This is a genomic window from Nonomuraea sp. NPDC048881 (assembly GCF_040649795.1).
Classification (GTDB): Bacteria; Actinomycetota; Actinomycetes; order Streptosporangiales; family Streptosporangiaceae; genus Nonomuraea.
This window is the reverse complement of record NZ_JBEZGC010000003.1, coordinates 624,620-645,858: the sequence shown is the minus strand read 5'-3', so window position 1 is coordinate 645,858 and position 21,239 is coordinate 624,620. Positions and strand designations below refer to the sequence as shown.

Annotated in this window: 22 protein-coding genes; 8 read left to right on the top strand and 14 right to left on the bottom strand. The window is 74.9% G+C overall.

The genetic code is table 11. The features are described 5' to 3' along the window. Positions 1-55: 55 nt before the first annotated feature. Positions 56-1,243 carry an MFS transporter gene (locus tag AB0C33_RS13915; protein WP_358287042.1) on the bottom strand — a complete coding sequence of 396 codons (1,188 nt, stop codon included), beginning with the start codon at positions 1,241-1,243 and terminating at the stop codon, positions 56-58. Positions 1,244-1,335: 92 nt separating this feature from the next. Next, complete coding sequence (locus AB0C33_RS13910) at positions 1,336-2,028, bottom strand: TetR/AcrR family transcriptional regulator (protein ID WP_358287040.1); 693 nt, start codon at positions 2,026-2,028, stop codon at positions 1,336-1,338. 53 nt (positions 2,029-2,081) lie between these two features. On the opposite strand from AB0C33_RS13910, the gene AB0C33_RS13905 reads away from it, so the two are divergent. Continuing rightward, complete coding sequence (locus AB0C33_RS13905) at positions 2,082-3,206, top strand: NAD(P)/FAD-dependent oxidoreductase (RefSeq protein WP_358287038.1); 1,125 nt, start codon at positions 2,082-2,084, stop codon at positions 3,204-3,206. Positions 3,207-3,255: 49 nt separating this feature from the next. On the opposite strand, the gene AB0C33_RS13900 is transcribed toward AB0C33_RS13905, so the two are convergent. After that, the gene (locus AB0C33_RS13900) at positions 3,256-4,308 is read right to left on the bottom strand and encodes a P1 family peptidase (protein ID WP_358287037.1); all 1,053 of its coding nucleotides are present in this window, start codon (positions 4,306-4,308) and stop codon (positions 3,256-3,258) included. A gap of 132 nt (positions 4,309-4,440) precedes the next feature. Between AB0C33_RS13900 and AB0C33_RS13895 the strand changes: the two genes are divergently transcribed. Then, complete coding sequence (locus tag AB0C33_RS13895; protein WP_358287036.1) at positions 4,441-4,977, top strand: phosphotransferase; 537 nt, start codon at positions 4,441-4,443, stop codon at positions 4,975-4,977. A 20-nt stretch (positions 4,978-4,997) separates the two neighbouring features. Here AB0C33_RS13895 and AB0C33_RS13890 read toward each other — a convergent pair whose 3' ends face one another. From AB0C33_RS13890 to AB0C33_RS13875, 4 genes are all read right to left on the bottom strand, one after another. Next, positions 4,998-5,747: an SDR family oxidoreductase gene (locus AB0C33_RS13890; protein WP_358287034.1), complete on the bottom strand. Its 750-nt coding sequence runs from the start codon at positions 5,745-5,747 to the stop codon at positions 4,998-5,000. Between the two features lie 82 nt (positions 5,748-5,829). After that, positions 5,830-6,216, bottom strand: coding sequence for a MerR family transcriptional regulator (locus AB0C33_RS13885; protein WP_358287032.1), 387 nt, complete (start codon positions 6,214-6,216; stop codon positions 5,830-5,832). Beyond that, the gene (locus AB0C33_RS13880) at positions 6,213-7,685 is read right to left on the bottom strand and encodes a DHA2 family efflux MFS transporter permease subunit (protein ID WP_358287031.1); all 1,473 of its coding nucleotides are present in this window, start codon (positions 7,683-7,685) and stop codon (positions 6,213-6,215) included. The genes AB0C33_RS13885 and AB0C33_RS13880 overlap by 4 nt, the downstream gene beginning before the upstream one ends. After that, the gene (locus AB0C33_RS13875; RefSeq protein ID WP_358287029.1) at positions 7,682-8,266 is read right to left on the bottom strand and encodes an NAD(P)H-dependent oxidoreductase; all 585 of its coding nucleotides are present in this window, start codon (positions 8,264-8,266) and stop codon (positions 7,682-7,684) included. Before AB0C33_RS13875 ends, AB0C33_RS13880 begins: the two co-directional genes overlap by 4 nt. Before the next feature lie 124 nt (positions 8,267-8,390). Between AB0C33_RS13875 and AB0C33_RS13870 the strand changes: the two genes are divergently transcribed. The 3 genes from AB0C33_RS13870 to mltG are packed head-to-tail and all read left to right on the top strand — an operon-like array spanning position 8,391 to position 9,846. Further along, positions 8,391-8,612, top strand: coding sequence for a hypothetical protein (locus tag AB0C33_RS13870; protein WP_358287027.1), 222 nt, complete (start codon positions 8,391-8,393; stop codon positions 8,610-8,612). Continuing rightward, entirely contained in the window at positions 8,609-8,911 is a 303-nt protein-coding gene (locus AB0C33_RS13865; protein WP_358287025.1) for a sigma-70 family RNA polymerase sigma factor, read from the top strand. Before AB0C33_RS13870 ends, AB0C33_RS13865 begins: the two co-directional genes overlap by 4 nt. After that, positions 8,908-9,846 carry an endolytic transglycosylase MltG gene (gene mltG, locus AB0C33_RS13860; protein ID WP_358287023.1) on the top strand — a complete coding sequence of 313 codons (939 nt, stop codon included), beginning with the start codon at positions 8,908-8,910 and terminating at the stop codon, positions 9,844-9,846. Before AB0C33_RS13865 ends, mltG begins: the two co-directional genes overlap by 4 nt. Positions 9,847-9,858: 12 nt before the next feature. Here the strand turns inward: mltG and AB0C33_RS13855 are convergent, their stop codons facing one another. Then, entirely contained in the window at positions 9,859-10,512 is a 654-nt protein-coding gene (locus AB0C33_RS13855; RefSeq protein ID WP_358287021.1) for a class I SAM-dependent methyltransferase, read from the bottom strand. A gap of 145 nt (positions 10,513-10,657) precedes the next feature. On the opposite strand from AB0C33_RS13855, the gene AB0C33_RS13850 reads away from it, so the two are divergent. Continuing rightward, on the top strand, positions 10,658-11,419 hold the full coding sequence (locus tag AB0C33_RS13850; RefSeq protein ID WP_358287020.1) for an alpha/beta hydrolase: 762 nt from the start codon (positions 10,658-10,660) through the stop codon (positions 11,417-11,419). Positions 11,420-11,470: 51 nt separating this feature from the next. Here the strand turns inward: AB0C33_RS13850 and AB0C33_RS13845 are convergent, their stop codons facing one another. Then, the gene (locus tag AB0C33_RS13845) at positions 11,471-12,952 is read right to left on the bottom strand and encodes an MFS transporter (protein WP_358287019.1); all 1,482 of its coding nucleotides are present in this window, start codon (positions 12,950-12,952) and stop codon (positions 11,471-11,473) included. A 104-nt stretch (positions 12,953-13,056) separates the two neighbouring features. On the opposite strand from AB0C33_RS13845, the gene AB0C33_RS13840 reads away from it, so the two are divergent. Then, a complete protein-coding gene (locus tag AB0C33_RS13840) occupies positions 13,057-13,905 on the top strand; it encodes a helix-turn-helix transcriptional regulator (protein WP_358287016.1) in 849 nt (282 codons plus the stop codon). A gap of 106 nt (positions 13,906-14,011) precedes the next feature. On the opposite strand, the gene AB0C33_RS13835 is transcribed toward AB0C33_RS13840, so the two are convergent. The 4 genes from AB0C33_RS13835 to AB0C33_RS13820 form a co-directional block, all read right to left on the bottom strand. After that, on the bottom strand, positions 14,012-14,368 hold the full coding sequence (locus AB0C33_RS13835) for a PRC-barrel domain containing protein (protein ID WP_352356660.1): 357 nt from the start codon (positions 14,366-14,368) through the stop codon (positions 14,012-14,014). A gap of 78 nt (positions 14,369-14,446) precedes the next feature. Continuing rightward, positions 14,447-14,884 (bottom strand): SRPBCC family protein, encoded by a 438-nt coding sequence (locus AB0C33_RS13830; RefSeq protein WP_358287015.1) that lies wholly within the window; start codon positions 14,882-14,884, stop codon positions 14,447-14,449. A gap of 59 nt (positions 14,885-14,943) precedes the next feature. Next, a complete protein-coding gene (locus AB0C33_RS13825; protein WP_358287013.1) occupies positions 14,944-15,822 on the bottom strand; it encodes an AraC family transcriptional regulator in 879 nt (292 codons plus the stop codon). An 18-nt stretch (positions 15,823-15,840) separates the two neighbouring features. After that, positions 15,841-16,185 (bottom strand): VOC family protein, encoded by a 345-nt coding sequence (locus AB0C33_RS13820; protein WP_358287011.1) that lies wholly within the window; start codon positions 16,183-16,185, stop codon positions 15,841-15,843. A 140-nt stretch (positions 16,186-16,325) separates the two neighbouring features. On the opposite strand from AB0C33_RS13820, the gene AB0C33_RS13815 reads away from it, so the two are divergent. Further along, positions 16,326-17,588 (top strand): serine hydrolase domain-containing protein, encoded by a 1,263-nt coding sequence (locus AB0C33_RS13815; RefSeq protein WP_358287009.1) that lies wholly within the window; start codon positions 16,326-16,328, stop codon positions 17,586-17,588. Positions 17,589-17,624: 36 nt separating this feature from the next. On the opposite strand, the gene AB0C33_RS13810 is transcribed toward AB0C33_RS13815, so the two are convergent. Next, a complete protein-coding gene (locus AB0C33_RS13810) occupies positions 17,625-21,173 on the bottom strand; it encodes a BTAD domain-containing putative transcriptional regulator (protein ID WP_358287007.1) in 3,549 nt (1,182 codons plus the stop codon). Between the last annotated feature and the right edge of the window lie 66 nt (positions 21,174-21,239).

The following is a 21,239-nucleotide window of genomic DNA, read 5'->3' as shown; positions in this document are numbered from 1 at the left end:
CGGCGGGTCGGGGATGCTTCAGAATCCGGGGGGCGACGGACGGCGTGGCGGTTCTTCAGGGGGTGCGGGGGCGGCGCAGGGTGAGGGCGATGAGCGGGCCGGCCGCGAGCAGGAGTGAGAGGGCGGCGTAACCGTAGGTGAGCGAGGCCAGGGTGGCGACGCCGGCCACGAGCAGCGGGCCGCCGGCGTCGCCCAGCTCCCGGCCCAGTTCGGCGGCGCCCATGGTCTGGCCCATGCGTTCGGCCGGGGTGCGGGCGGCGAGGGCGGCGAAACCGAGCGGGGTGATGAGCCCCGTCCCGGCCCCGATCAGCACGGCGGCCGACAGGATGCCGGCCAGGCCGGGCAGCATGGCGCAGGCCAGCCCCGCCGCGGTGACCAGCAGCCCGCCCAGCAGGCCGGTACGGGTCGACAGACGCCCTTCGTCGAGGGCCCGCCCGGCCCTGGGCTGGACCACCGCCGCGCACGCCGCCAGGACGGACACCGCCGCGCCGGTCGCGACCGTGCCCAGCTCGGCGGCCCGGCCGGACACGGGCAGGAAGCCCACGCCGACCGACAGCGCGGCGGTGGCCCCGGCCAGCGCGGCGGTCGGCGCGAGGAAGGCCGGATCGGCCAGGCGCCGCGCCAGGTCCAGCACCGTCTGGCGGACCTTGGGCAGCGGCGGCACCGCGGGCACGGCCAGCGCGGCCCACACGGCGACCGCCGCGCCCAGCACGGTCAGGACCGCGAACAGCAGCCGCAGGCCGCCGGCCCACACCAGCACACCGCCCAGCAGCGGGCCCAGGGTGTAGCCGATCGACTTCCAGAAGCCGTAGCCGCCGAAGGCCCGGCCGAGCTTGGCGTCCGGATTGAGCCTGGCCACCAGCGCCGAGGCCGACGGTGAGAACGCCGAGGCCGCCGCTCCCTGGCCCAGGCGGGCGGCCCACAACCAGCCGGGGCTGTCGGCGACGACGTACAGTCCGGAGGCGACCGCGAACGCCACCAGCCCGCCCACCAGCACCGGACGGGCGCCTATACGGTCGGCGAGGCTGCCGAACAGGGGCTTGAGCAGCACCTCGGCGCCGTCGTACAGGGCCAGGAGCCCGCCGAGGACGAGCAGCGAGGTGACCGCGTCCGTGGAGAACCCGCCGAGGTTGGCGGCGATGCCGTGCGCGCCGAACGCGGTGGTGAACCCGGCCGCGTACAGCGGCCACATCCGCCGGCCCGCCGCCGCGGGCGCCGCCGCGGCGGAACCGGAAGGCGGCACAGGGGGCGGTGTGGTGGGCTCCCCGGAAGGCGGCCCGGGGGGCGGTGTGGCGGGCGGCCCGGAAGGCGGCCCGGAAGGCGGCGCGGGGGGCGTCACGCCGGCGGCCGGTCGAGTCTGGCGGCCACGGCGTCGAGGACCCACTCCAGGCCGGTCGCGAAGGACTCCTCGGCGGCCACCTCCGTGCCGTCGTGCACGAACTTGGCCAGCGTGGGGTAGCGGCCCGTGGCCAGCATCCGGCTCACGTGCGGGCCGTAGGCGCGCTGCCAGTCGAGCTTGGACAGGCCCGTGGCGCGCTCGGCCCGCAGCTGCGCGATCTCGCGCCTGATCGCGCCGGTCATGTACGCGCCGACGGTCTGCACGGCGTGCATGACGGTGTCGAGGTCCGCGAGGCCGTCGAGGGCGGCCAGCGTGCGTTCGGTCACGGCGAGGGCGTTCGGGCCCAGGCTCGGACGGCCGCCGAGCAGGTCGGCCAGCCATTCGTGACGGAGGGCGGCCTGCCTGGTGCGGACCGCGTGGCCGCGCAGCGCCTCCCGCCAGTCGCCGGGCGGCCCGTCGGGCAGGATCTCGGCGTGGACCTCGTCCACCATGAGGTCGAACAGCTCCTCCTTGGTGGAGATGTATCCGTACAGCCGCATCGGGCCGACGTCGAGCCGGGCGGCGACCTTGCGCAACGACACCGCCTCCAGCCCGCCCTCGTCGGCCAGCGCGACGGCCGCGGCGACGATCCGCTGCCGGTCGAGCGGCGCGGGGCGGGTCGGCGGCTCCGGACGGTCCCACACAGTCATGGATACATCGTACTGTTGCGATACAGCGTCTTGCGGCAATACAGTGTATCGGCATGAGACAACGTATCGCCGTAGTGGGAGGCGGCCCCGCGGGCCTCACCTTCGCCCGCGTCCTGCACCGTCACGGCCACCCCGTCGCCGTCTTCGAACGCGATTCCGCGCCCGACGCCCGTCCTCCGGGCGGCACGATCGACCTGCACGAGGGGATGGGCCAGCGCGCGCTGGACAAGGCGGGGCTGCTGGCCGAGTTCCAGGCGCTGTCCCGTCCCGAGGGGCAGGCCATGCGCATCCTGGCCCCCGACGGGACCGTGCTGCGCGACTGGCGGCCCCGTCCGGACGACCGGGCCAATCCGGAGATCGACCGCGGGCAGCTTCGCGACCTGCTGCTCGGCCCCCTGGACGTCCGATGGGGGCACGCCGTGACGGAGGTGACGCCCGGAACGCGGGACGGCGTGCTGCTCCGCTTCGCCGACGGGCGGCAGGAGACGTTCGACCTCGTGGTCGGCGCGGACGGGGCCTGGTCCCGGGTCCGCCCGGCGCTCTCCGCCGCGACGCCGCAGTACACCGGCGTCACCGCGGTCGAGACCTCCCTCGACGACGTCGACACCCGCCACCCGGACCTCGCCCGGCTGATCGGCGACGGTTCCCTGGCCGTCTACGGCGTGAACCGCGCCCTCGTCGCCCAGCGCAACAGCGGCGGCCACGTCAAGGTGTACGCCCAGTTCCGCGCGCCGCTGGACCGGCACGCGGGCACCGACACGGGCCCGGACGGCGCCGAAGCCGTGCGGTCCCGCCTGCTGGCGCTGTTCGAGGGCTGGGCCGACCCCGTGCTCGACCTCCTGCGCCGCGGCACCGCGTTCGCCGACCGCCCCCTTTACGTCCTGCCCGTCTCCCACACCTGGGCCCACGTCCCCGGGGTGACGCTCCTGGGGGACGCCGCCCACCTCATGCCGCCCTTGGGGGTGGGCGCGAACCTGGCGATGCTGGAGGGCGCTGAGCTCGCCGAGGCCCTGGCCGCCGGCCCCGGCGATCAGGACGAGGCCGTCCGCGCCTTCGAGGAACGGATGTGGGAACGGGCCGGCAGGTGGGCGAAGATGACGGCGGACGGCCTGGAACGTCTCGTCGGCCCGGATCCCGCCACGGCCATCGCCGTCTTCGACGAGGTCCAGGCGTCCTGACCGGCTTGCCGCCCGCCGGCCGCGTGCCCGACCTCACGGGACGGAACAGCTAGCCGACCGGCTCTCCCGCGCCGGTCCGCGGCAGCCGGTCGTACGGAACGGCGTGACGGGTCCGGCCGCGGACGCCGGTGGTGGTCGTCGCGGTGAACAGCGAGTTGAGCAGCGCCTCCTCCACCGCGTCCATGACCGCGGCGAACAGCGGGTTCAGACCGGCGTCGGGCAGGCGCGGGAGCTCCGGCGACGCGGTGCTGAAGGCGATGGCGTAGTCGCCGCTCCCGTTGGAGTACGACGCCCCGACGCGGCCCATCGCGAAGATCGCCCGGCGGGCCAGGCGGGCGAGCTGACGCGCGTCGAGTGGCGCGTCGGTGGCCACCACGATCATGCAGGAGTTGCCGACGGGCTCCTCGCCGGTGGCCCCCGGGACGAGCTCTTCGACCGGCATCGGGACGCCCCCCACGGTCAGCACGCCGCCGAAGTTCGCCTGGACGAGCGCCCCGACCGTCATCGCGGCCCCCTCGGCCACCGGCCGCCGGGACGAGGTGCCGATGCCCGCTTTGTAGCCCAGCGCCGTCGTCCCGGTGCCCGCTCCCACGCACCCTTCGGCGGGCAGCCCGCCGGACGCACCCTCCAGCGCGTCGAGCACGTGCCGCTCGGTGATCGGGCGGCGCCGGATGTCGGACAGGAAGCCGTCGTTGGTCTCGCCCACGACCGGGTTGAAGGAGATGCCCTCCGGGCTGCGGTCCATCAGGTAGGTGAGCAGCGCGTCCGCCGCCCGGAACGCCGACAGCGTGGCGGTCAGCACGACGGGCGACTCCAGCACGCCGAGCTCGTCGATCTGGGTGGAGCCGACCAGTTTGCCGTATCCGTTGCCGGCGTACACGGCCGCGGGCAGCGCCCGCCCTTCGGCGGTGAGCTGACGGGGGACGACGGCGGTGACCCCGGTGTGCAGGTCGGCGCCGTCGTCGAGGGTGGTGTGGCCGACCAGGACGCCTTCGACGTCGGTGATCGCGTTCAACGGCCCGGTCGGCAGTGCGCCGACGACGACGCCCAGTTCGCGCGCCCGCGCGCGTCCCCTCGTGGCTGCGGTGAGGTGATTGTCCATAATGTTCCCATTGTCGGGGCTCCGCTCCGCCGACGCGTGCCCCTCGGCGACCGATACGCTCGGAGCCCTTCGCGGGAGCCCCGGCCGGAGGGCCACCCGCCCGCACGGCACCGGAAGGGGCGCAGCAGGCAGATGACGGCCGGTCGGTGCACGCACGACCTCGAATTCCACGACGACGTCGCGATCAAGCGGTATGCCTCCTGGGGGCGGGGTGAACCCCGCCGGGAATGGCAGGCGCTCACCCTGCTCGCCGAACACGCCCCCGGCCTCGGCCCTGTCCCCGTGCGGGCCGCGCTCGACGGCCTCGCCACCGATCCCCGTCCGCCCGTTCTCGGGATGGCCGACGGCAACCGCGCGAACTACCTGTGGGACGAGCACGACCGCCGCGTCCGGCTCATCGACTGGGAGGACTCCGGCCGCAACGATCGCGCCTTCGAGCTGGGCGAGCTGTGCGAGCACATCTCCCGCCTCGACGGCGCCCTGGACGCGCGGCGTCTGCTGGCCCTGGTCGACCTCACCCCGGCGGAGGCCCTGCGCGTGCGGGACTTCCGTCTCCTGATCGCACTGGGCTGGTTCCTCCAGCTCGGCCCCGGTGGCCCGGCGGCGCCGCACAACCCGCCCGGCACGCTGGCGGTCCAGGCCTCGCGGGTGCTGCGGCTGCTCGGGTAGGGGCTGCCCGGGGCGCGCCGTCAGAGCAGGGTGCCGCCCGAGGCGTCCAGCCAGTGGCCGGTCACCCAGCGGCTGTCGTCGCCGGCCAGGAAGGCCACCGCGTCGGCCACGTCCGCGGGGGTGCCCACGCGGCCCATGGGGGACAGCGACGACAACCAGGTCAGCGCCTCCCCGACGAGTCTGCCCTGGTGCATGTCGGTGTCGATGACGCCGGGCGCCACGGTGTTGACGGTGATCCCGCGCGGCCCGAGCTGCTTGGCCAGCGTCGAGGTGAGCACGTCGAGCGCGCTCTTGGACATGGCGTAGCTGATCGCCGTCGGCATCGCCGAGCCGCGGGTCAGCATCGTGGAGACGTTGACGATCCGGCCGCCGTCACGCAGGCGGGGGAGTGCGAGCTGGGTGACGAAGAACGGGGCGGTGGCGTTGACCGCGAAGAGCCGTTCGAACTGCCGTCTGGTGACGTGCTCGATGCCGGGCTCGTCGTTCAGGATGCCGGCGTTGTTGACCAGGATGTCCAGCCCGTCGGCGCGGGCGTCGAAGGCGGCCCACAGGCGGTCGGCGTCGCCGGGCGTGCCCAGCTCGGCCCGCAGGGCGAACGCCTGCCCGCCCGCCGCCTCGACCGCGGCGACGGTCTGCGCGGCGGCCTGGTCGTTGCCGCCGTAGTGGACCGCGACGCGCGCGCCGTCCGCGGCCAGGCGCTGGGCGATGGCCCGGCCGATCCCTCTGCTCGCGCCGGTGACGAGCGCGGTCTTGCCATGGAGGTTGCTCATGATGTGTTCCTGTCGATCGGGGATGAGTCACCCGAAGGCCGCGGGCGGGCGGCAGGCGTGCCGCTCGACGCCCGCAGGGCGATCAAGGGGACTGGAGGAAGTCCAGGGTGGCCAGCTCGTTCACGGTCGTCTGCAGCTGGTCGATGCGGGCCCGGCCGATCCGGACCAGCTCCTCGCCCGCGGCGATCCACTGGCCGAGGTCGCGGGACAGGGGCGGGATGCCGGAGAGGATGTCGGCGCTCTCCTTGAGGGTGATGCCGACCCGCTGCGCGGCGAGGGCGAGCTTGATCCGGCAGACCGCGTCGACGGTGAAGCGACGGGCGTTGCCGCTGTTGCGGTGGCCGGTGATCACGCCGTAGCGCTCGTAGAAGCGGACGGCGTTGGGCGTCACCCCGGCGGCCCTGGCCACCTGCCCGACCGTGAGCGAGGCCGGGATCGTCTCGGATCCGGGACGGTCGGTGACGGTCATGGCGCGCTCACCGTCCTCTCAGCCGACTCCCGCCGGCCCGGTGTCGCCGAGTGCCGGGCCGGAGAGCGCAATCGTACGACGAGGGCCAGCGACATCACGACGAGGGCCGCCGCCTGGGTCAGCCGCAGGGCGTCGGTGACGGTGACCGCCTGCGCCGCCCTGTCCGCCGCGTCCATGGCGGCCAGGGCCGCGAGCGACGCGCCGCCGGTCATCGCGGCGGTCAGCGCCGTGAACAGCGCGCCGACCGCCACGGTGCCCATGCCGTTGGCGACCGTGCTCACCAGCGACAACAGCGCGGAACCCGAGGCCAGGTCGGGGCCGTGGAGATTCCGGCTGGAACCGGACATCGTCGGCATCATGATCGCGCCGGTGCCCGCTCCCTGGAGCAGCGCGAACAGCCCGAGCACCGGGTACGGGGTGTCCGGCGCGAGGATGATCACCTGGACCACGCCGGACGCGATCACGACCCCGAGCCCGGCGCCGACGACCCGCCGGGGGCCGAGCCGTTCAAGCAGCCGGGCCGCGACCTGCAGGCTGAGGCCCATGCCGACCGCGCCGGGGACCATCAGCGCCGCCGTGACCGAGGCGCTGTCGAGACGCAGCGTCTGGACGTAGGTGGGCATCAGCAGAGCCGAGCCGAAGTAGGGGGCGGCGTACAGGGCGAGCACCGCGGCGCCCCGGCCGAACGTCGGATCGCCGAGCAGCCGGATCCGCAGCAGCGGCTCCGGACGGCTCAGCGCCCGGGCGCAGAAGGCCGCGACCAGCACCGCGCCGATGGCCACCGCGGCGATCCGCGTCCAGGCCGGGCTGTCCTGGGCGCTGATGCCGTACGCCACCGCGACGATGCCGGGCACCAGCAGGATCGCCCCCACCAGGTCCGGCCGGACCCGCCGGCCGCCCGCGGGGCCGGCCGGCAACCAGGCCGGCGCGCCCGCGGCGGTCAGCAGCGCCAGCGGCACGGTGACGTAGAACAGCGCGCGCCAGGAGCCGGCGCCCAGGAGCGCCGCGCCGAGCAGCGGACCCAGGATCGGCCCGACCAGCATCGGCACCCCGGTGACCGCCGTCATCCGGCTGCGGCGTTCGGGCGCGACCGCGCCGAACCCGATCGCCATCCCCAGCGGCGCCAGCAGGCCGCCGCTGAGGCCCTGCGCCGCCCGCGCGGCGATCAGCCCGTCCAGGCCGCCGGCCGCGCCGGCGGCGGCGGAGGCGACCGCGAAGCCAACCAGCGCCGCCAGGTACACGCGCCGCGCGCCCCAGCGCGCGGCGAGCCCGGCGGCCAGCGGCATCGTCGCCACCATCCCGAGCGCGTACGCGGTGATGACCCATTGCACGGAGCTCAGCGACGCCCCGAACGCCGCCATCAGCGCGGGCAGCGCCACCACGACGATCGTGGCGTCCAGCACCGCGAGCAGCCCGCCGGCCATCAGGACGACCGCGGCGCGCAGCTCCGGCCCGGTCAGCCTGCTCACCGCCGACCGGCCAGGTCCGTGACGCGGACGGACCGCAGTGCCCGCGCCCACGTGCGCAGCTCGCCCATCGTCGTGTGCAGCGCCTGCGTCGTGCCCGGTGGGGGAACGAAACGGCCGCCGGCGTCCAGGTGCTCCCACGCCATCGGGATCAGCACCGACTCGCGGACCGTGGCGGCCCGCAGTTCGGGGAAGACCATGCGCAGCTGCGCCACGGCCCTGATGCCGCCGGAGGCGCCGTACCCGACGAACGCGACCGGCTTGTACGCCCACTCGGTGAAGTGCCAGTCGATCGCGTTCTTCACGGCGGCGGGGAAACTGTGGTTGTACTCCGGGACGAGGAACACGAACCCGTCGGCGCCGGCGAGCGCGTCGCCGATCGGGGACGCGGCCCCTCCGCCGGGCTGCAGCTCGTGCATCGGCAGCGAGACCGCGGCCAGGTCGATCATGTCGAGGTCGAGCCAGTCGATGGTGCTGAGCTCGCGCTCCAGCCAGGCGGCGAGCGGGTCGGCCATTCTGGGCCTGCGCACGCTTCCGATCACCACGGCGATCCGGAGGCGGCTGTCGGCGTTGGTTTCCGTCATGGGGCCGACGCTAGGAGTTCGCCTATGGGCGAACTCAAGTCGCCGAATTTTCGGCCTTTCCGGCGTCCGGCATAGTTCCGGGACGCCTGCTCGTCCTTGATGGGTGACATGAGGAGGAGGACGGGTGGATCCAGGCTTCGAGGCGGTTCTGCGGCAGTTCGTCATCGACCGGTCGGGGGCGCTGTTCCGCACGGCGTACCTGCTGACCGGTGACCGGCACGCCGCCGAGGACCTCGTCCAGTCGGCCCTGGCGAAGACGGCCGCGCGGTCGCGCGGTCGCGCGGCCTGCGCGACCCCGAGGCCGTCGAGGGGTACGTCCGCCGCACCATGTACCACGAGCAGGTGAGCCGGTGGCGCCGCCGGTCGCGGGTCGTGGAGGTGAGCACGGACGAGTGGCTCGACCGGCCCGGCGACGGGCACGCCGACGCCGCCGACCTGCGCCTGACGATGCGGGCGGCGCTGTCCCGGCTGACGCCCAGGCAGCGGACCATGCTCGTCCTGCGCTACTTCGAGGACAAGTCGGAGACCGAGATCGCGGACCTGCTGGGCGTGCGCGTGGGCTCGGTCCGCAGCCAGATCTACCGATCGCTGGAGCGGCTGAAGAAGACCGCCCCCGAGCTGAGCGCCGTGAGGGAGTTCCGTTGAACATCGAGAACCTGCTGCGTGAGACCCTCGCCGACATGGCGGACGAGCAGACGCCACCGCCTCCCGCCCGGTTCCTCCCGCAACGTCCTGCCCGGTTCCTGCGGCATCGTCCTGCCCGCCGGAGGGGCGTCGCGCTGGCGGCGGCGGCCGCCGTCGTCGTCCTGGCCGCCGGGGGGACGGTCGCCGTCCGGGCGCTCGCGCCGGAGCCGGGCCGCCCGGAGCCGTCCGCGGCCGCGCGGCCCGGTCCGGGACGGGCTCAGGTGGAGGTCGTCAACGACGGCGAACGGGTCTCCGGCCTGTTCGACGAGCTCGCCCGCGTGACCGGCAGGCCCGCGGAGTCGTTCGCCAAGGCCGCCGGGGACGGCCGGGCGCTCGGCCTGCCTCCGTACGCGAAGGGCGGGCTGGAGGGCTTCGCCTTCCCCGGCACGTACCGGTTCGCCGGCTCCGCCGCCCCGGCCGAGATCCTGGGCGAGATGGTGGCCCGCTTCCGCGCGACGGCGGACGAACTCGGCCTGGCCGCCCGGCCCGACGCCTTGGACGTGGTCATCGTGGCCAGTCTCGTCCAGGCCGAGTCGCCCACCGAGGCCGACATGCCGAAGGTGGCCCGCGTCCTGCGCAACCGGCTGGCCCGCGGCATGTCGCTGCAGGTCGACAGCTCGGTCCGCTACGCGCTCGGCAGGCGTCGCGGGCCCGTCACGATCGAGGACGTGCGGGTGCGTTCGTCGTACAACACCTACCGTCACCAGGGCCTGCCTCCTGGGCCCGTCGCCAACCCCGGCGCGGCCGCGCTCAGGGCCGCCCTCCACCCGGCCGCGGGCTCCTGGCTGTATTTCGTGCTCACCGACCCCAAGCGCGGCACCCTGGCCTTCGCCACGACCGAAAAGGAGTACACCGAACTGACCGAACGCGCCCGGAAACCCGGCTACCGAGAATGAGCGCCCGTTCGTCTAGTGTGCGTCGTCGGGGGACGCGGCGCGCATCAGCAGGTGGCCGCGGCGGAAGCGTTCGTCCTGCAGCGGCTCGCGGAGCATCCGGCCCACCTCGACGAACCCCTCCTTGCGGGCCAGGTCGGCCAGTTCGTCGATCGGCCACCGGTAGGCCGGCGTGACCTTGTGGTCGAACTCCGTGACCGGCCCGCCCTCGGACTCGAAGAAGCCGACCAGGAAGTGGCCGCCGGGGGCCAGCACCCGGCGGAACTCGGCGAGGTACGGCGGCAGTTCCGCCGGCGGCACGTGGATCATGGAATACCAGGAGATCAGACCGCCCAGCTCGCCGTCGGCCACGTCGAGGGCGTCCATCGAGCCGAGTTCGAAACGCAGGCCGGGATAGTCCCTGCGGGCGATGTCGAGCAGCGCGGGGGACAGGTCGACGCCGAACGCGTCCAGGCCGAGGTCGCGCAGGTGGGCCGTCATGTACCCGGGGCCGCACCCGGCCTCGACCACGGGCCGGGGCCCGGCGGCCCGGACGAGTTCGGCGAACGCCGCGACCAGCGCGCGGTCCAGCGGCAGACGGTCGAGCGAGTCGCGGGCGAGGTCGGCGTACAGGTCGGCGACGGCGTCGTAGGCGCGCGCCGTCGCCGTGAGGTAGGAGGAGTCGGCCATGGCGGACGACTGTAGCCCATCGGCTCGGGTGCCGCAGAGCCGTCGACGCCGCGACGGGCCGCCCGTTCTCGCGTATTCTGTGAACAAAAATCCAATCTGTTCATACAGATACAGCCCGGCCGGCGCGGCCATGGAAGGGATCCCCATGCTGAACGATCTGCCGTACCTGTCGGCCGGCGAAGGGCCGCCCCTGATCGTCCTGATCCACACCCCGCAGGCGGCCAACCCCACGGGCATGACGCGCTGGTCCACGATGCGGCTGGTCCGGCCGTTCACCCGGGACTTCACCGTGTACGTCGTCAACCGCCCGCCCGGACTGCCGTCCACCACGACGATGGGCGACCTCGCCGCGATCTTCGCCCGGGCGATCAGGGCCACGTTCGACGGACCGGTCAACGTCCTGGCCCTGTCCACCGGCGGATCCATCGCCCTGCAACTGGCCGCCGACCATCCCGGCCTGGTCGACCGGCTCGTCCTGGCGGGCACGGCCTGCACCCTCGGCCCGGTCGGCCGGCGGGCCCAGCGCGGCTACATCGAACGGGCCCGCCAGGGCAGGCGGCCGAGCCCCGCGCTGGCCGAGATCGTCACCGCGTCGGCCCTCGGCCGCGTCCTGCTCAGGGGCCTGCTGTGGCTGTCGGACGGCGGGCGCGCCGACCACGCCGACGCCGTCACCGTGCTCAACGCCGAGGACGGCTTCGACCTGCGCGGCCGGCTGTCCGAGATCAAGGCGGCCACCCTGCTGATCCAGGGCGGCGACGACCTGGTCTACCCCCTGGACCTGGCCCGGCAGACGGTCGACGGCATCCCGGACGCCCAGCTCGTCGTCTACCCCGGCCGCAGCCACAGCGGCACCTTCACCGACAGGAGATTCGCCCCCGACGCCCTCGCCTTCCTGACCGACGGCTGAGGGCCCGCCCCTCAGGGGCCGACCGGCCGCGGGGCGTCCCGCACCCGCCCCTCAGTGGCCGACCGGCCGCGGGGCGTCCCGCACCCGCGCCCGCAGCAGGGCGACGACGCCGAGCACCACGTGCAGGACCCCGGCCACCGCCGCGGCCACGTGCAGCCCGGCGACGAACGACGCCTCGGCCTGCGCGGCCGCCGCCGGCACGAGGGCGGGCAGCTGGAGGGTCTCGTCCAGGGTGGGGGCCAGGTCCGGCCCACGGAGCCGGAAGACCAGGGCGGCGAGCGAGCCGAGCAGCGCGATCCCGAGGGCGTTGCCGATCTCGTTGCTCGTCTCGGCCAGCGCCCCCGCCGCTCCGGCCCGTTCCGGCGGTACAGCCCCGACCGCGGTGTCGGCGACGACGCTGAACGAGATGCCGTACCCGACGCCCGCGACGACCGTGGACGCGACGTACCAGCCGGCACCGCCCGTGACGGCCGTCGGGAGCAGGAGCAGCAGCCCCACCGCGACGGAGAAGTGGCAGACGGCGAGCGCGGCCCGCCGGCCGACGCGGTCGACCACGAACGGCGTGACGACGCAGGTGACGGTGAGCACCACCGCGCCGGGCAGCGCGAGCAGCGCCGCGTCCAGCACGGGCAGGCCGAGAACGGACTGGAGGTAGACGCCCGACAGGTACGCCGTCGCCGACCACGCCGCCAGCGGCAACAGCCCGGTGACGATCGCCACGGTGAACACCCGGTCGCGGAACAGCGAGAACTCGATCAGCGGCTGCGCCAGGCCGCGCTGCCTGCGGACGAACCACGCCAGCAGCCCCGCCCCGGCCGCCCCCGCGACGACCGGGACGGCCGACAGCCCGTCGGCGGCGGCGTGCTTGAGCGCGTAGATCGCGAACAGCAGCCCGGCCGCGGACGTCACGACGCTGGGCACGTCCACGCGCCCGGCGCGGGTCGGCCGCACCTCGCGCAGCAGGACCGGCGCGAAGACCAGGAACAGGGCGAGGACGGGCAGGTTGACCAGGAAGACCGACCCCCACCAGAACCGTTCCAGCAGCACGCCGCCCACGATCGGCCCGGCGGCGAACCCGGCCGCGAACGCCGCGGCGAACACGCCGATGGCCTGCGCCCGGCGCCGCGGGTCGGCGAACAGCTCGCTCAGCACGGCCAGCGCCGACGGCAGCAGGGTCGCGCCCGCCACGCCCATCAGCGCGCGGGCCGCGATCAGCAACTCGGCGCTGGGCGCGAACGCCGCCGCCGTGGAGCCGGCGCCGAAGACCGCGGCGCCGGTCATGAGCAGCCGCAGCCGCCCGTACCGGTCGCCGAGGTTGCCGAACGCGATCAGCAGGGAGCCGACGGCGAAGCCGTAGACGTCGAGGATCCACAGGGCCTGGCCCGCGGTGGGGGTGAGGGCCTGGCTGATCCGGGGCATCGCCAGGAACAGGATCGAGCCGTCCATGGAGACCAGCAGGACGGGCCCGAGGATCACCAGGAGACCGAGCCAGGCCCGCAGGCCCGGGGAAGTGCGCGTGTGCTGTCGATACATGGCGCCGACACTCGGGCAGGACGCGCCCGGCAGCCATCCCCCTGGCGTGGGTGCACCCAGCAGGTGTACCCACGCGGCCCGCCGGTCGGCCTAGGCTCGGTGGCGTGGAGAGTCTCGGAGCGTTTCTGAAGAGCCGTCGTGACCGGGTCACGCCCGCCGCGATCGGGCTGCGCACGTTCGGGACGGCCCGCCGGGTCCCGGGGCTGCGGCGCGAGGAGCTGGCGCAGCTCGCGGGGGTGAGCGCCGGGTACTACACGCGTCTGGAACAGGGGCAGGCGGAGACCGCCTCGGAGCAGGTGCTCGACGCTCTGGCGCGGGTGCTGCGGCTCGACCGGATCGAGACCGTCCACCTGCACAATCTCGCCCGGCAACCGGCCCGGTCCCGGCTGTCCCGGCCGCCCGTGGAGGAGCCTCATCCGCGGGTGCTCGCGCTGCTGGAGTCGCTGAAGGACACGACGCCGGCGGTCGTGCTCGGCCGGCGTGGGGACGTGCTCGCGTGGAACCGTACGGGTCATGCGTTGATGGGGGAGCATCTGCCGTTCGAGGCGCCGGGGGATCCGGCGGACCGCCCGTCCGTCCCGAGGATGTTCTTCCTGGATCCGCTCTTCCGCGACCTGCACCGCAACTGGGACGAACTAGCCCGCATCCATGTCGCCTACCTCCGGCTCACCGCCGGCCGCTTCCCCTCGGACGCCCGCCTGGCGGAGCTGATCGGGGAGCTGACGATGCACAGCGCCGAATTTGCGGCGTTGTGGGCGGTGGGCGAGGTCGCCGACTGCACGGTGGGCACGATGCGCCTGCGGCATCCCACGGTCGGCGCGGTCGACGTCGACTACCAGGTCTGGCTCCAGCCCGACAGCCCCGACCACCGGGTCGAGATCTACACCCCGGCCGACCCGTCCTCCGCCGACGCCCTTCGCATCCTGACCCAGCAGAGCGGCCGGACGTCCTGAGACGTCCGGCCCTCGGGGGCCCGCCGGTCGCAGAGCTGTGGGGCCTTGGCAGCTGCTGCGGCGCGCGTCGCGCCCGGCGGGCACCCCGGCGGGTACCCGGGTTACGTCAGACGGTGCCGTTGAAGCGGCTGTAGTACGCGCCCACCTCGTTGCGGTGGACGTCGTCGTTGTACACGGCGTCCTCGTCGAACTTCGGCGAGTCCTTGATCTCCTGCTTGGTCCGCGCGAGGTGGACCTTGCGCTCCTGCGGGTCGATCCGCGTGACGGTGCCGGCCGGCAGCACGACCTTCTTGCCGAAGATCCACGGACCGGTGTCGACCACCAGGTAGCTGTCGCCGACGGTGTGGCTCGCCTCGTCCACCGAGCCGATCGAACCGTCGGTGGCCTCGACGTCGAAGCCGACCACGTCGAGAGTCTTGTCGCCGTAGACGTCGGAACCGTAGCTCCACATGTCCTGAGACAAGGGGTTTCCTCCTGATGATCTAGAGAACGTTGCCCACCCACTCTTCCCGGCTCAGCCGCGCCAAACATCGGGCCGCGGTCACTTTGCCGCGCGGGCGGCGTACGCGGCGAGGCCGTCGGCCATGCCCTGCATGAAACGGGTCAGGTACCACCGCCAGAAGCCACCCGAGAGCGGCATCCTCGGCTCGAAGGCGGCGGACCAGGTGATGTCGGTGCCGCCGTCGGCGGCCGGCGCGAGCTCGACCGTCCCGCGGTAGGAGCGGAACGGACCGCCCAGGTTGTCGTAGACGAACCGCCGGTCGGGGACGAGCTCGACGACGCGCTCGCGCGAGACGTTGCGCCCGGTGCGGAAGACCCTGGTGTCGCCCGCCTGCTGCCGGGCCGCCGGATCGCCGCCCTCGACGTCGGCGGAGTCGATCGGCGACCACGACGGCCAGGTGGCGGCGTGCGTGAGCGCCGCGAAGACGGCCTCGGGAGCGGCCTGCGAGCGGGCGGTCACGGCGAAGGAGTACGGCATGAGCCCCAACGTAGGCACCGGCCCGTCCGGAGGCCATGCGCACGATTGCCGTCGATCGGTCAGTTCTTGCGGTACGCCGACGGCCGCACGCCGGTCTGTCGCAGGAAGGCCGACGACAACGAGCCCGCACCGGCGAACCCGCACCGCCCGGCGATCTGCTCGACGCTGAGCGAGGTGGACGACAACAGCCGTCGCGCCTCCTCGACGCGCAACCGGGTGAGGTACCGGTGGGGCGTCTGGCCGGTGCCCTCCCGGAACACCCGGACGAAGTGGTACACGCTCAGATGCACCTCGGCCGCGACGGCGGCCAGCGTCAGCGGCTCGGCCAGGCGCTCGGTCATGACGGCGACAGCCGCCCGGACGGCCGCGTGCTCCGGGCCGGGCAGGCGCTCGTCCCCGCCCTGGGTCAGCAGGTGCGTCACGAGGAAGGCGGCGGCGGACTCGGCGTACAGGTCGCCGGCCGCCGCGCGGCCGGGCAGCGCGCGCAGGAGCTGCTCGACGACCGGATCACCGGCCGCCAGGGCCGCGGCGGTCGCCTCGAAGTCGGGCTCGCGGCCGCCCAGCGCGTCGGCGGCCCGCCGGACGGCCGCCGCGGGCACGTGCACCTGGACGGTGCGCAGCCCGGCCGCCGCCCGGTAGCTGATCGACCCGGCGCGGCCGGGGACCATGAGCTCCAGGTGGCCCGGGACCCAGCGCCGCCGGGCCGGCCTGCCGCCCGCGTGCATCCGCAGGTCGGCGTTCCCCGCCACGCAGAGCACGAGATGCAGGTCGGACACGGCGGGCAGCGCGAAGTGCTCGGCCTCGGGCGCGTGCCGGAAGCCCTGCACCAGCAGCGACCGCCAGCCGGCGTCGTCCCAGCTGTTGTACGTGTGCCGCACGTACGCCGAGGTGTCGAGGCCGGCGTAGGGCGCCAGGTCGAAGTCGGGCGAGTCGAACACGTTCCGAGCCTAACCGGATCACCGCGGCGGGGCCTCGGCGAGCGAGAGGCTGTTGCCGTCCGGGTCGAGGACGTCCACGTGACGCACGCCGTTGCCGTACGTCTCCACGGGCCCGTGCTCGATGCCGTGCCCGGCCAGCCTGGCCAGGATGTCGTCGAGCCCGGACACGCCGAACGTGATCATGGTGCCGCCGACGCGCGCGGCCCGCATGTGCCGGTCGTCGATGACGACCCACGCGTTCTCGCCGACCTGCCACAGGTGCTCCTCGCCGACGACCTCGTCCGCCGGGCGGCCGAAGAACGCCTCGTACCACTGCTGCGCCGCCGCCCGGTCGCGTACGCACACCACGCTGTACAGATCCACTCGGACCACTCCTTCCTGTCGCCATGGAGACTGCGCCGGTGGGGCGAACTCATCGGCTGACAGCGGGATGTGTGCAGTTTGTGAGCGGGGGGCCGGAGGGTGGGGGCGTTGGTGTCACCCGATGGAGGAGGAACCGGTTCATGTACCCCTGTGATGTCCCGTCCCGGCGGGCTGCCCGGCCGCGGTGGCTGCGCGCGCTCACGGCCGCCGTGCCGGCTGTGGGCCTGGCCGTGGTCGCGGCGCTCCCGGCCGCCGCCACGTCCCGGCCGGCCCTGGACGGGACGCCCGCCCTGCTGCAGCGCCTGGCGCGGGAGGTGGTGGCGGCCGGGGCGCCCGGCGTGCTCGTCCGGGTCGACGACGGCCGCGGCCGGCCCGTCGAGATCGCCGAGCAGGCCGCCTGGACCAGACGCGACCACGTGCTCAAGCCGGGCGACGAGTTCCGCATGGGGTCCAACACCAAGACCATGGTCGCCGTGCTGGTGCTGCAACTCGTGGCCGAGGGCAGGCTCGCCCTGACCGACCCGGTGGACAAGTGGCTGCCCGGCCAGGTGCCCGGCGGCGGCGCGATCACGCTGCGCATGCTGCTGAACCACACCAGCGGCCTGTACGACTACACCGACGACCCCGCCATCCTGCCCTCGCTGCTCGGCAAGGACAGGCGGCGGTGGACCCCGACGAAACTGCTGGCTTTGGGGGTGAAGCACGCTCCGCTGTTCGCGCCCGGCGCCAAGTGGTCCTACAGCAACACCGGCTATGCCGCCGTCGGCGCGGTCCTGGAGCGGGTCACCGGGGCGAGCCTGGCCGGCCTGGTCAGGGACCGGATCGCCCGGCCGCTCGGCCTCGCTCATACCTACTACGCGACCGGGCCCGCCTGGCGCGGCCCGTACGCGCGCGGCTACGAGCCGGACGCCGCCCACCAGCCGCCCGCGGTGCCGGCCGCGTTCCGGCGGCTCGCCGGGCCGCGCCACGACGGGCATGTGGACGTCTCCGGCCACGACCCGGGCTGGGGCGGCCCGGCCGGGGCGGTGGTGTCCAGCACCCGCGACTGGGCCCGCTTCCACGCCGCGCTCATGTCCGGCAGGCTGCTGCCCGCCGCCCAGCTCGCCCAGCTGCGCACCACCGTCCCGATGGACCCGCGGCAGCCGGACGGGCCCGGCTACGGGCTGGGCATCCAGACCGCCGCCCATCCGTGCGGCACGTTCTGGGGGCACGACGGCGGCATGCCGGGCTACCTGACCACCGGCCTCACCGACCGGACCGGCGGCCGCACGGCCACCGTGCTCGTCACGTCGGAGTACTGGGCCGAGTTCGAGGCCGACCCGAAGCTCGCCAAGGCCGTCCAGGCGCTGCAGACGGCGGTGACCTGCACGATGTTCGGCAAGCCGGTGCCGGGCGCCGGCTGAGCGGCGCGTTGACCGGGCGGCGTCGGCTGGGCGGCGCTAGCTGGGCGGCGTCGTGACGGCTGCTGCCACCAGGCTCTCGGCCTGTGCTCGTGACATCGCCGCGCCGCCCGCGTGTGCGGCGGCGAACGCGGCGGGGCCCAGGGCGGTCTCGGCCCGGCGGGTGAGCCGCCGCAGGTCGGGGTCGCCGGGGCCGGTCCAGCCGCCCAGGACGGTGGCGGCCCCGAGCAGTCGGCCGGCCCGTTCCGGCCGGTCCCGGCCGAGCTCGATCGCGGCGGCCACCACCGCGGTCGCGGCCGCGACCGGCGTGTGCCAGGTCAGCGTCAGGCGCACCGCCGGATGGTCGAGCCGGCGGGCCGCGCGGTCGGGGAACCCCTCCGCGAGGTCCGCCCGAGCCAGTACGCCCAGCAGCAGCGCGGTCAGCGGCGGCGTGGTGGATCGATCGGGAGGGGCGCAGGCCAGACCGGCCAAGGCATGTTCGCGGGCCGCCGCCGCCCGCCCGGCGGCCAGCTCCAGCCGGGCCAGCCCCAGGCGCGCCTGGGTGCTCGACTCCGCCGACCCGCTGCCCCCGGCCCGGTCGAGCAGGCCGGTCAGGTCCCGCCGGCCGCCGTCCACGTCGCCGGACTCGGCCCGGTGCAGCGCGGCGGCCACCTCGTTCTCCATGGTGTGCTCGGGCATGCCGAGCTCGCGGAAGCACCGGGTGGCGCGCTCGGCCAGGGCGGGCGCGGCGGCCGCCGCGCCGGACCGGACCAGCGCCGAGCCGAGGGCGCTCAGCGTCATGCCCTGGCCCCACCGCTCGCCGAGCTGCTCGAACCCGGCCAGCGCGCGGCCCAGCGTGTCCTCGGCCTCGGCGAGATGGCCGTTGTTCATGGCCAGCACGCCGCTGACCAGCAACGCCAGCGACCGGCTCCACGGATCCGTCCCCTCGGCCGGTACGGCGTGGTCGCCCTTCGCGGCTATGCCGACCGCCAGGCGGGCCATCTCGGCGATGGGATGCGTGCCCGGGACGAGCTGGGCCAGGGCCGTCCTGATCCGGTCGAAGGCGGCGTCGGTCTCCTCCGGCCCGGCGGCCTCGACGGTGGCGATCGCGTGGGCGGCCGCGACCAGCGCGCGGGATCGCGGGTCGGCCGGGCCGTCGGCCTGGAGCACCTGGCCGAGCAGGTCGAGCGACTCCGGCGGGAAGTCCCGCAGGAACCAGTACCAGCTCAGCGCGACGCCGAACCGCACGGCCCGTCCGGCGTCCCCGGACTCGACCGTCCAGCGGATCGCGGCCGACAGGTCGTCCCGTTCCGCCGACAGGCGGGCCAGCGGGCGGAGCTGGTCCGCCGTGCGCAGGTGGGGGTCGGCGGCCTCGGCCAGCCGCAGGAAGAACCGGGCGTGCCGGTCGCGCGTGGCGGCGACCTCGGCGCGTTGGGCCAGGCGCTGCAGACCGTACTCGCGGATGGTCTCCAGCAGGCGGTAGCGCGGCTCGGCCGGGTCGGCGGAGTCCACCAGGTGCAGCAGGGACTTGTCCACCAGCGCCGCCAGCAACTCCGGCACGTCGCCCGCCCCGCCGATGACCGCCGCGGCATCCGAGCCACCGATGGCGGCCGCATCGTCAGAGCCACCGAACGCCGCCCCGGCATCCGAGCCGCCGATGGCGGCCGCGGCGGCCTCGGTGAAGCTGCCGCGCACGACGGACAACCGTTCCAGCAGGGACCGTTCGCCGGGGTCGAGCAGGTCCCAGCTCCACGCGACGGCGGCAGCCAGGGTGCGGTGGCGCGGCAGCGCCGTCCGGCTGCCGGCGGTGAGCAGCCGGAACCGGTCGTCCAGCCGGGCCGCGACCGCCTCGACCGGCAGGACGCGCAGCCGAGCGGCGGCCAGCTCGATCGCCAGCGGCAGGCCGTCGAGGCGACGGCAGATCTCGACCGCCGCCGCCAGCGCGCCGCCCTCCAGGACGAAGCCTGGCCGTACGGCGGCGGCGCGGTCACGGAACAGCCGGACCGCCGCGACGGACCGAGCCGCCTCCGGCGTCGAGCCCGGTTCCGGCAGGTCCAGCGGCGGCACCGGGTGCAGGGTCTCGCCGTCGATGCGCAGGGGTTCGCGGCTGGTGGCCAGCACCCGCAGCCGCGGGCAGCGGCCGAGCAGCGTCCCGCACAGCGTGGCGGCGGCCTCGATCACGTGCTCGCAGTTGTCCAGCACCAGGACCAGGTCGTCGTCCGCGAGGAGTTCGACCAGGTCGTCCGGCTCGGCCCGCGCGGGCGCGCCCTCCTTGCGCGTCCGGAGCAGGTCGAGCAGCACGCGGGGGACGTCGTCGGGCCCGACCGCGGCCAGCGGCACGAACCACACCCCGCCGGACGGCGTGAGCCGCCGGCCGACCGCGCCGGCCAGCCGGGTCTTGCCCGCCCCGCCGGGGCCGACCAGGGTGACCAGCCGTGCCCGGCCGAGCAGGCCGGTCACCCGCCGCACGTCCTCGTCGCGGCCCACGAAGCTGGTGAGCGGGACGTCGAGATTGCCATGCGACCGGCTCGACGGCAACGGCCCGGACGGCCCAAGCGCCCCGGATGGCACAGGCGGCCCGGATGGCCCGAACGGCCCAGGCGGCCCAAGAGGCCCGGAGGGCACGGAGGGCCCACCCGGCCTGGATGGTCCGGGGGGACCGGCCGCCCGGCGGGGGCCGGGAAGGTCGCCGCGCAGGACCGCCAGGTGGGCTTGCTGGAGGTGCGGTCCGGGGTCGCCGCCGAAGTCGTCGGCGAGCCGGGCACGGATGCGCTGGTAGGCGGCCAGCGCCTCGGCCCCGCGCCCGTCGCGGGCGAGCGCCCGGATGAGCTGGGCGTGCAGGCGCTCGCGCAGCGGGTGGGCGGCGGCCAGCGATTCCAGCTCGGCGACCAGGCCGAGGCCACCGCCCAGCCTCAGGCCAGCGCGCAACGGGTCGCCGTCCAGTGTCAGGTCACCGCCCAGCCCCAGGTCACCGTCCAATGTCAGGTCACCGCCCAGCGTCGGGTCACCGTCCAGCGCCAGGTCACCGTCCAACCTCAGGTCAGCACCCAGCGTCAGGCCGGCGCCCAGTGTCAGGTCGGCCTCGATGCGGTCCTCCAGGGCGGCCAGCCGGGCGCGTTCGAGCCGGTCGGCCCCGGCGGCGGCGAACGGCGCCGCCCGCACGTCGGCCAGGGCCGGTCCGCGCCACAGGCCCAGGGCCTCCCGCAGGACGGCGGCCGCCTCGGCGGGCCGGTCCCGAGCGGCCGCCCGCCCCTGCCTGACCAGCCGCTCGAACCGCACGGCGTCGACGGCGTCCGGCTCGACGGCCAGCCGGTACCCGGCGGGGCCGGAGGTGAGCAGCCCGGGATGCCCGAGGACGCGCCGGAGCCGGGACACCAGCGACTGCAGCGCGTGCATGGGGGCCTCCGGCGGCGCGTCGTCCCACAACGCCTCGGCCAGGGTCTCGGGCCGGACGGCCCGACCGGCGTCCAGGGCCAGCCTGGCCAGCAGCGCCCGCAGCCGCGCGCCGCCGACCCGCGCCGGGCCACCGGCGGTCACCAGCGACAGAGGGCCGAGGACGCCCACGCGCAGCTGCCCGCCGTCGCCGTCCGGCCTGGTCGAGTCCGCCATGGCCAGGAGTCTGGCACGCGGCGGCGGGTCGTGCCGCCCTTGACTAACCGGACCACAGTCCGATAC

Bases quoted from the DNA above. Each gene is read 5' to 3' on its own strand.
- AB0C33_RS13845 (WP_358287019.1), bottom strand. From the start codon at position 12,952: ATGTATCGACAGCACACGCGCACTTCCCCGGGCCTGCGGGCCTGGCTC.
- AB0C33_RS13875 (WP_358287029.1), bottom strand. From the start codon at position 8,266: ATGACGGAAACCAACGCCGACAGCCGCCTCCGGATCGCCGTGGTGATC.
- AB0C33_RS13885 (WP_358287032.1), bottom strand. From the start codon at position 6,216: ATGACCGTCACCGACCGTCCCGGATCCGAGACGATCCCGGCCTCGCTC.
- AB0C33_RS13855 (WP_358287021.1), bottom strand. From the start codon at position 10,512: ATGGCCGACTCCTCCTACCTCACGGCGACGGCGCGCGCCTACGACGCC.
- AB0C33_RS13830 (WP_358287015.1), bottom strand. From the start codon at position 14,884: ATGCCGTACTCCTTCGCCGTGACCGCCCGCTCGCAGGCCGCTCCCGAG.
- AB0C33_RS13815 (WP_358287009.1), top strand. From the start codon at position 16,326: ATGTACCCCTGTGATGTCCCGTCCCGGCGGGCTGCCCGGCCGCGGTGG.
- AB0C33_RS13905 (WP_358287038.1), top strand. From the start codon at position 2,082: ATGAGACAACGTATCGCCGTAGTGGGAGGCGGCCCCGCGGGCCTCACC.
- AB0C33_RS13895 (WP_358287036.1), top strand. From the start codon at position 4,441: ATGACGGCCGGTCGGTGCACGCACGACCTCGAATTCCACGACGACGTC.
- AB0C33_RS13910 (WP_358287040.1), bottom strand. From the start codon at position 2,028: ATGACTGTGTGGGACCGTCCGGAGCCGCCGACCCGCCCCGCGCCGCTC.
- AB0C33_RS13890 (WP_358287034.1), bottom strand. From the start codon at position 5,747: ATGAGCAACCTCCATGGCAAGACCGCGCTCGTCACCGGCGCGAGCAGA.
- AB0C33_RS13900 (WP_358287037.1), bottom strand. From the start codon at position 4,308: ATGGACAATCACCTCACCGCAGCCACGAGGGGACGCGCGCGGGCGCGC.
- AB0C33_RS13850 (WP_358287020.1), top strand. From the start codon at position 10,658: ATGCTGAACGATCTGCCGTACCTGTCGGCCGGCGAAGGGCCGCCCCTG.
- AB0C33_RS13810 (WP_358287007.1), bottom strand. From the start codon at position 21,173: ATGGCGGACTCGACCAGGCCGGACGGCGACGGCGGGCAGCTGCGCGTG.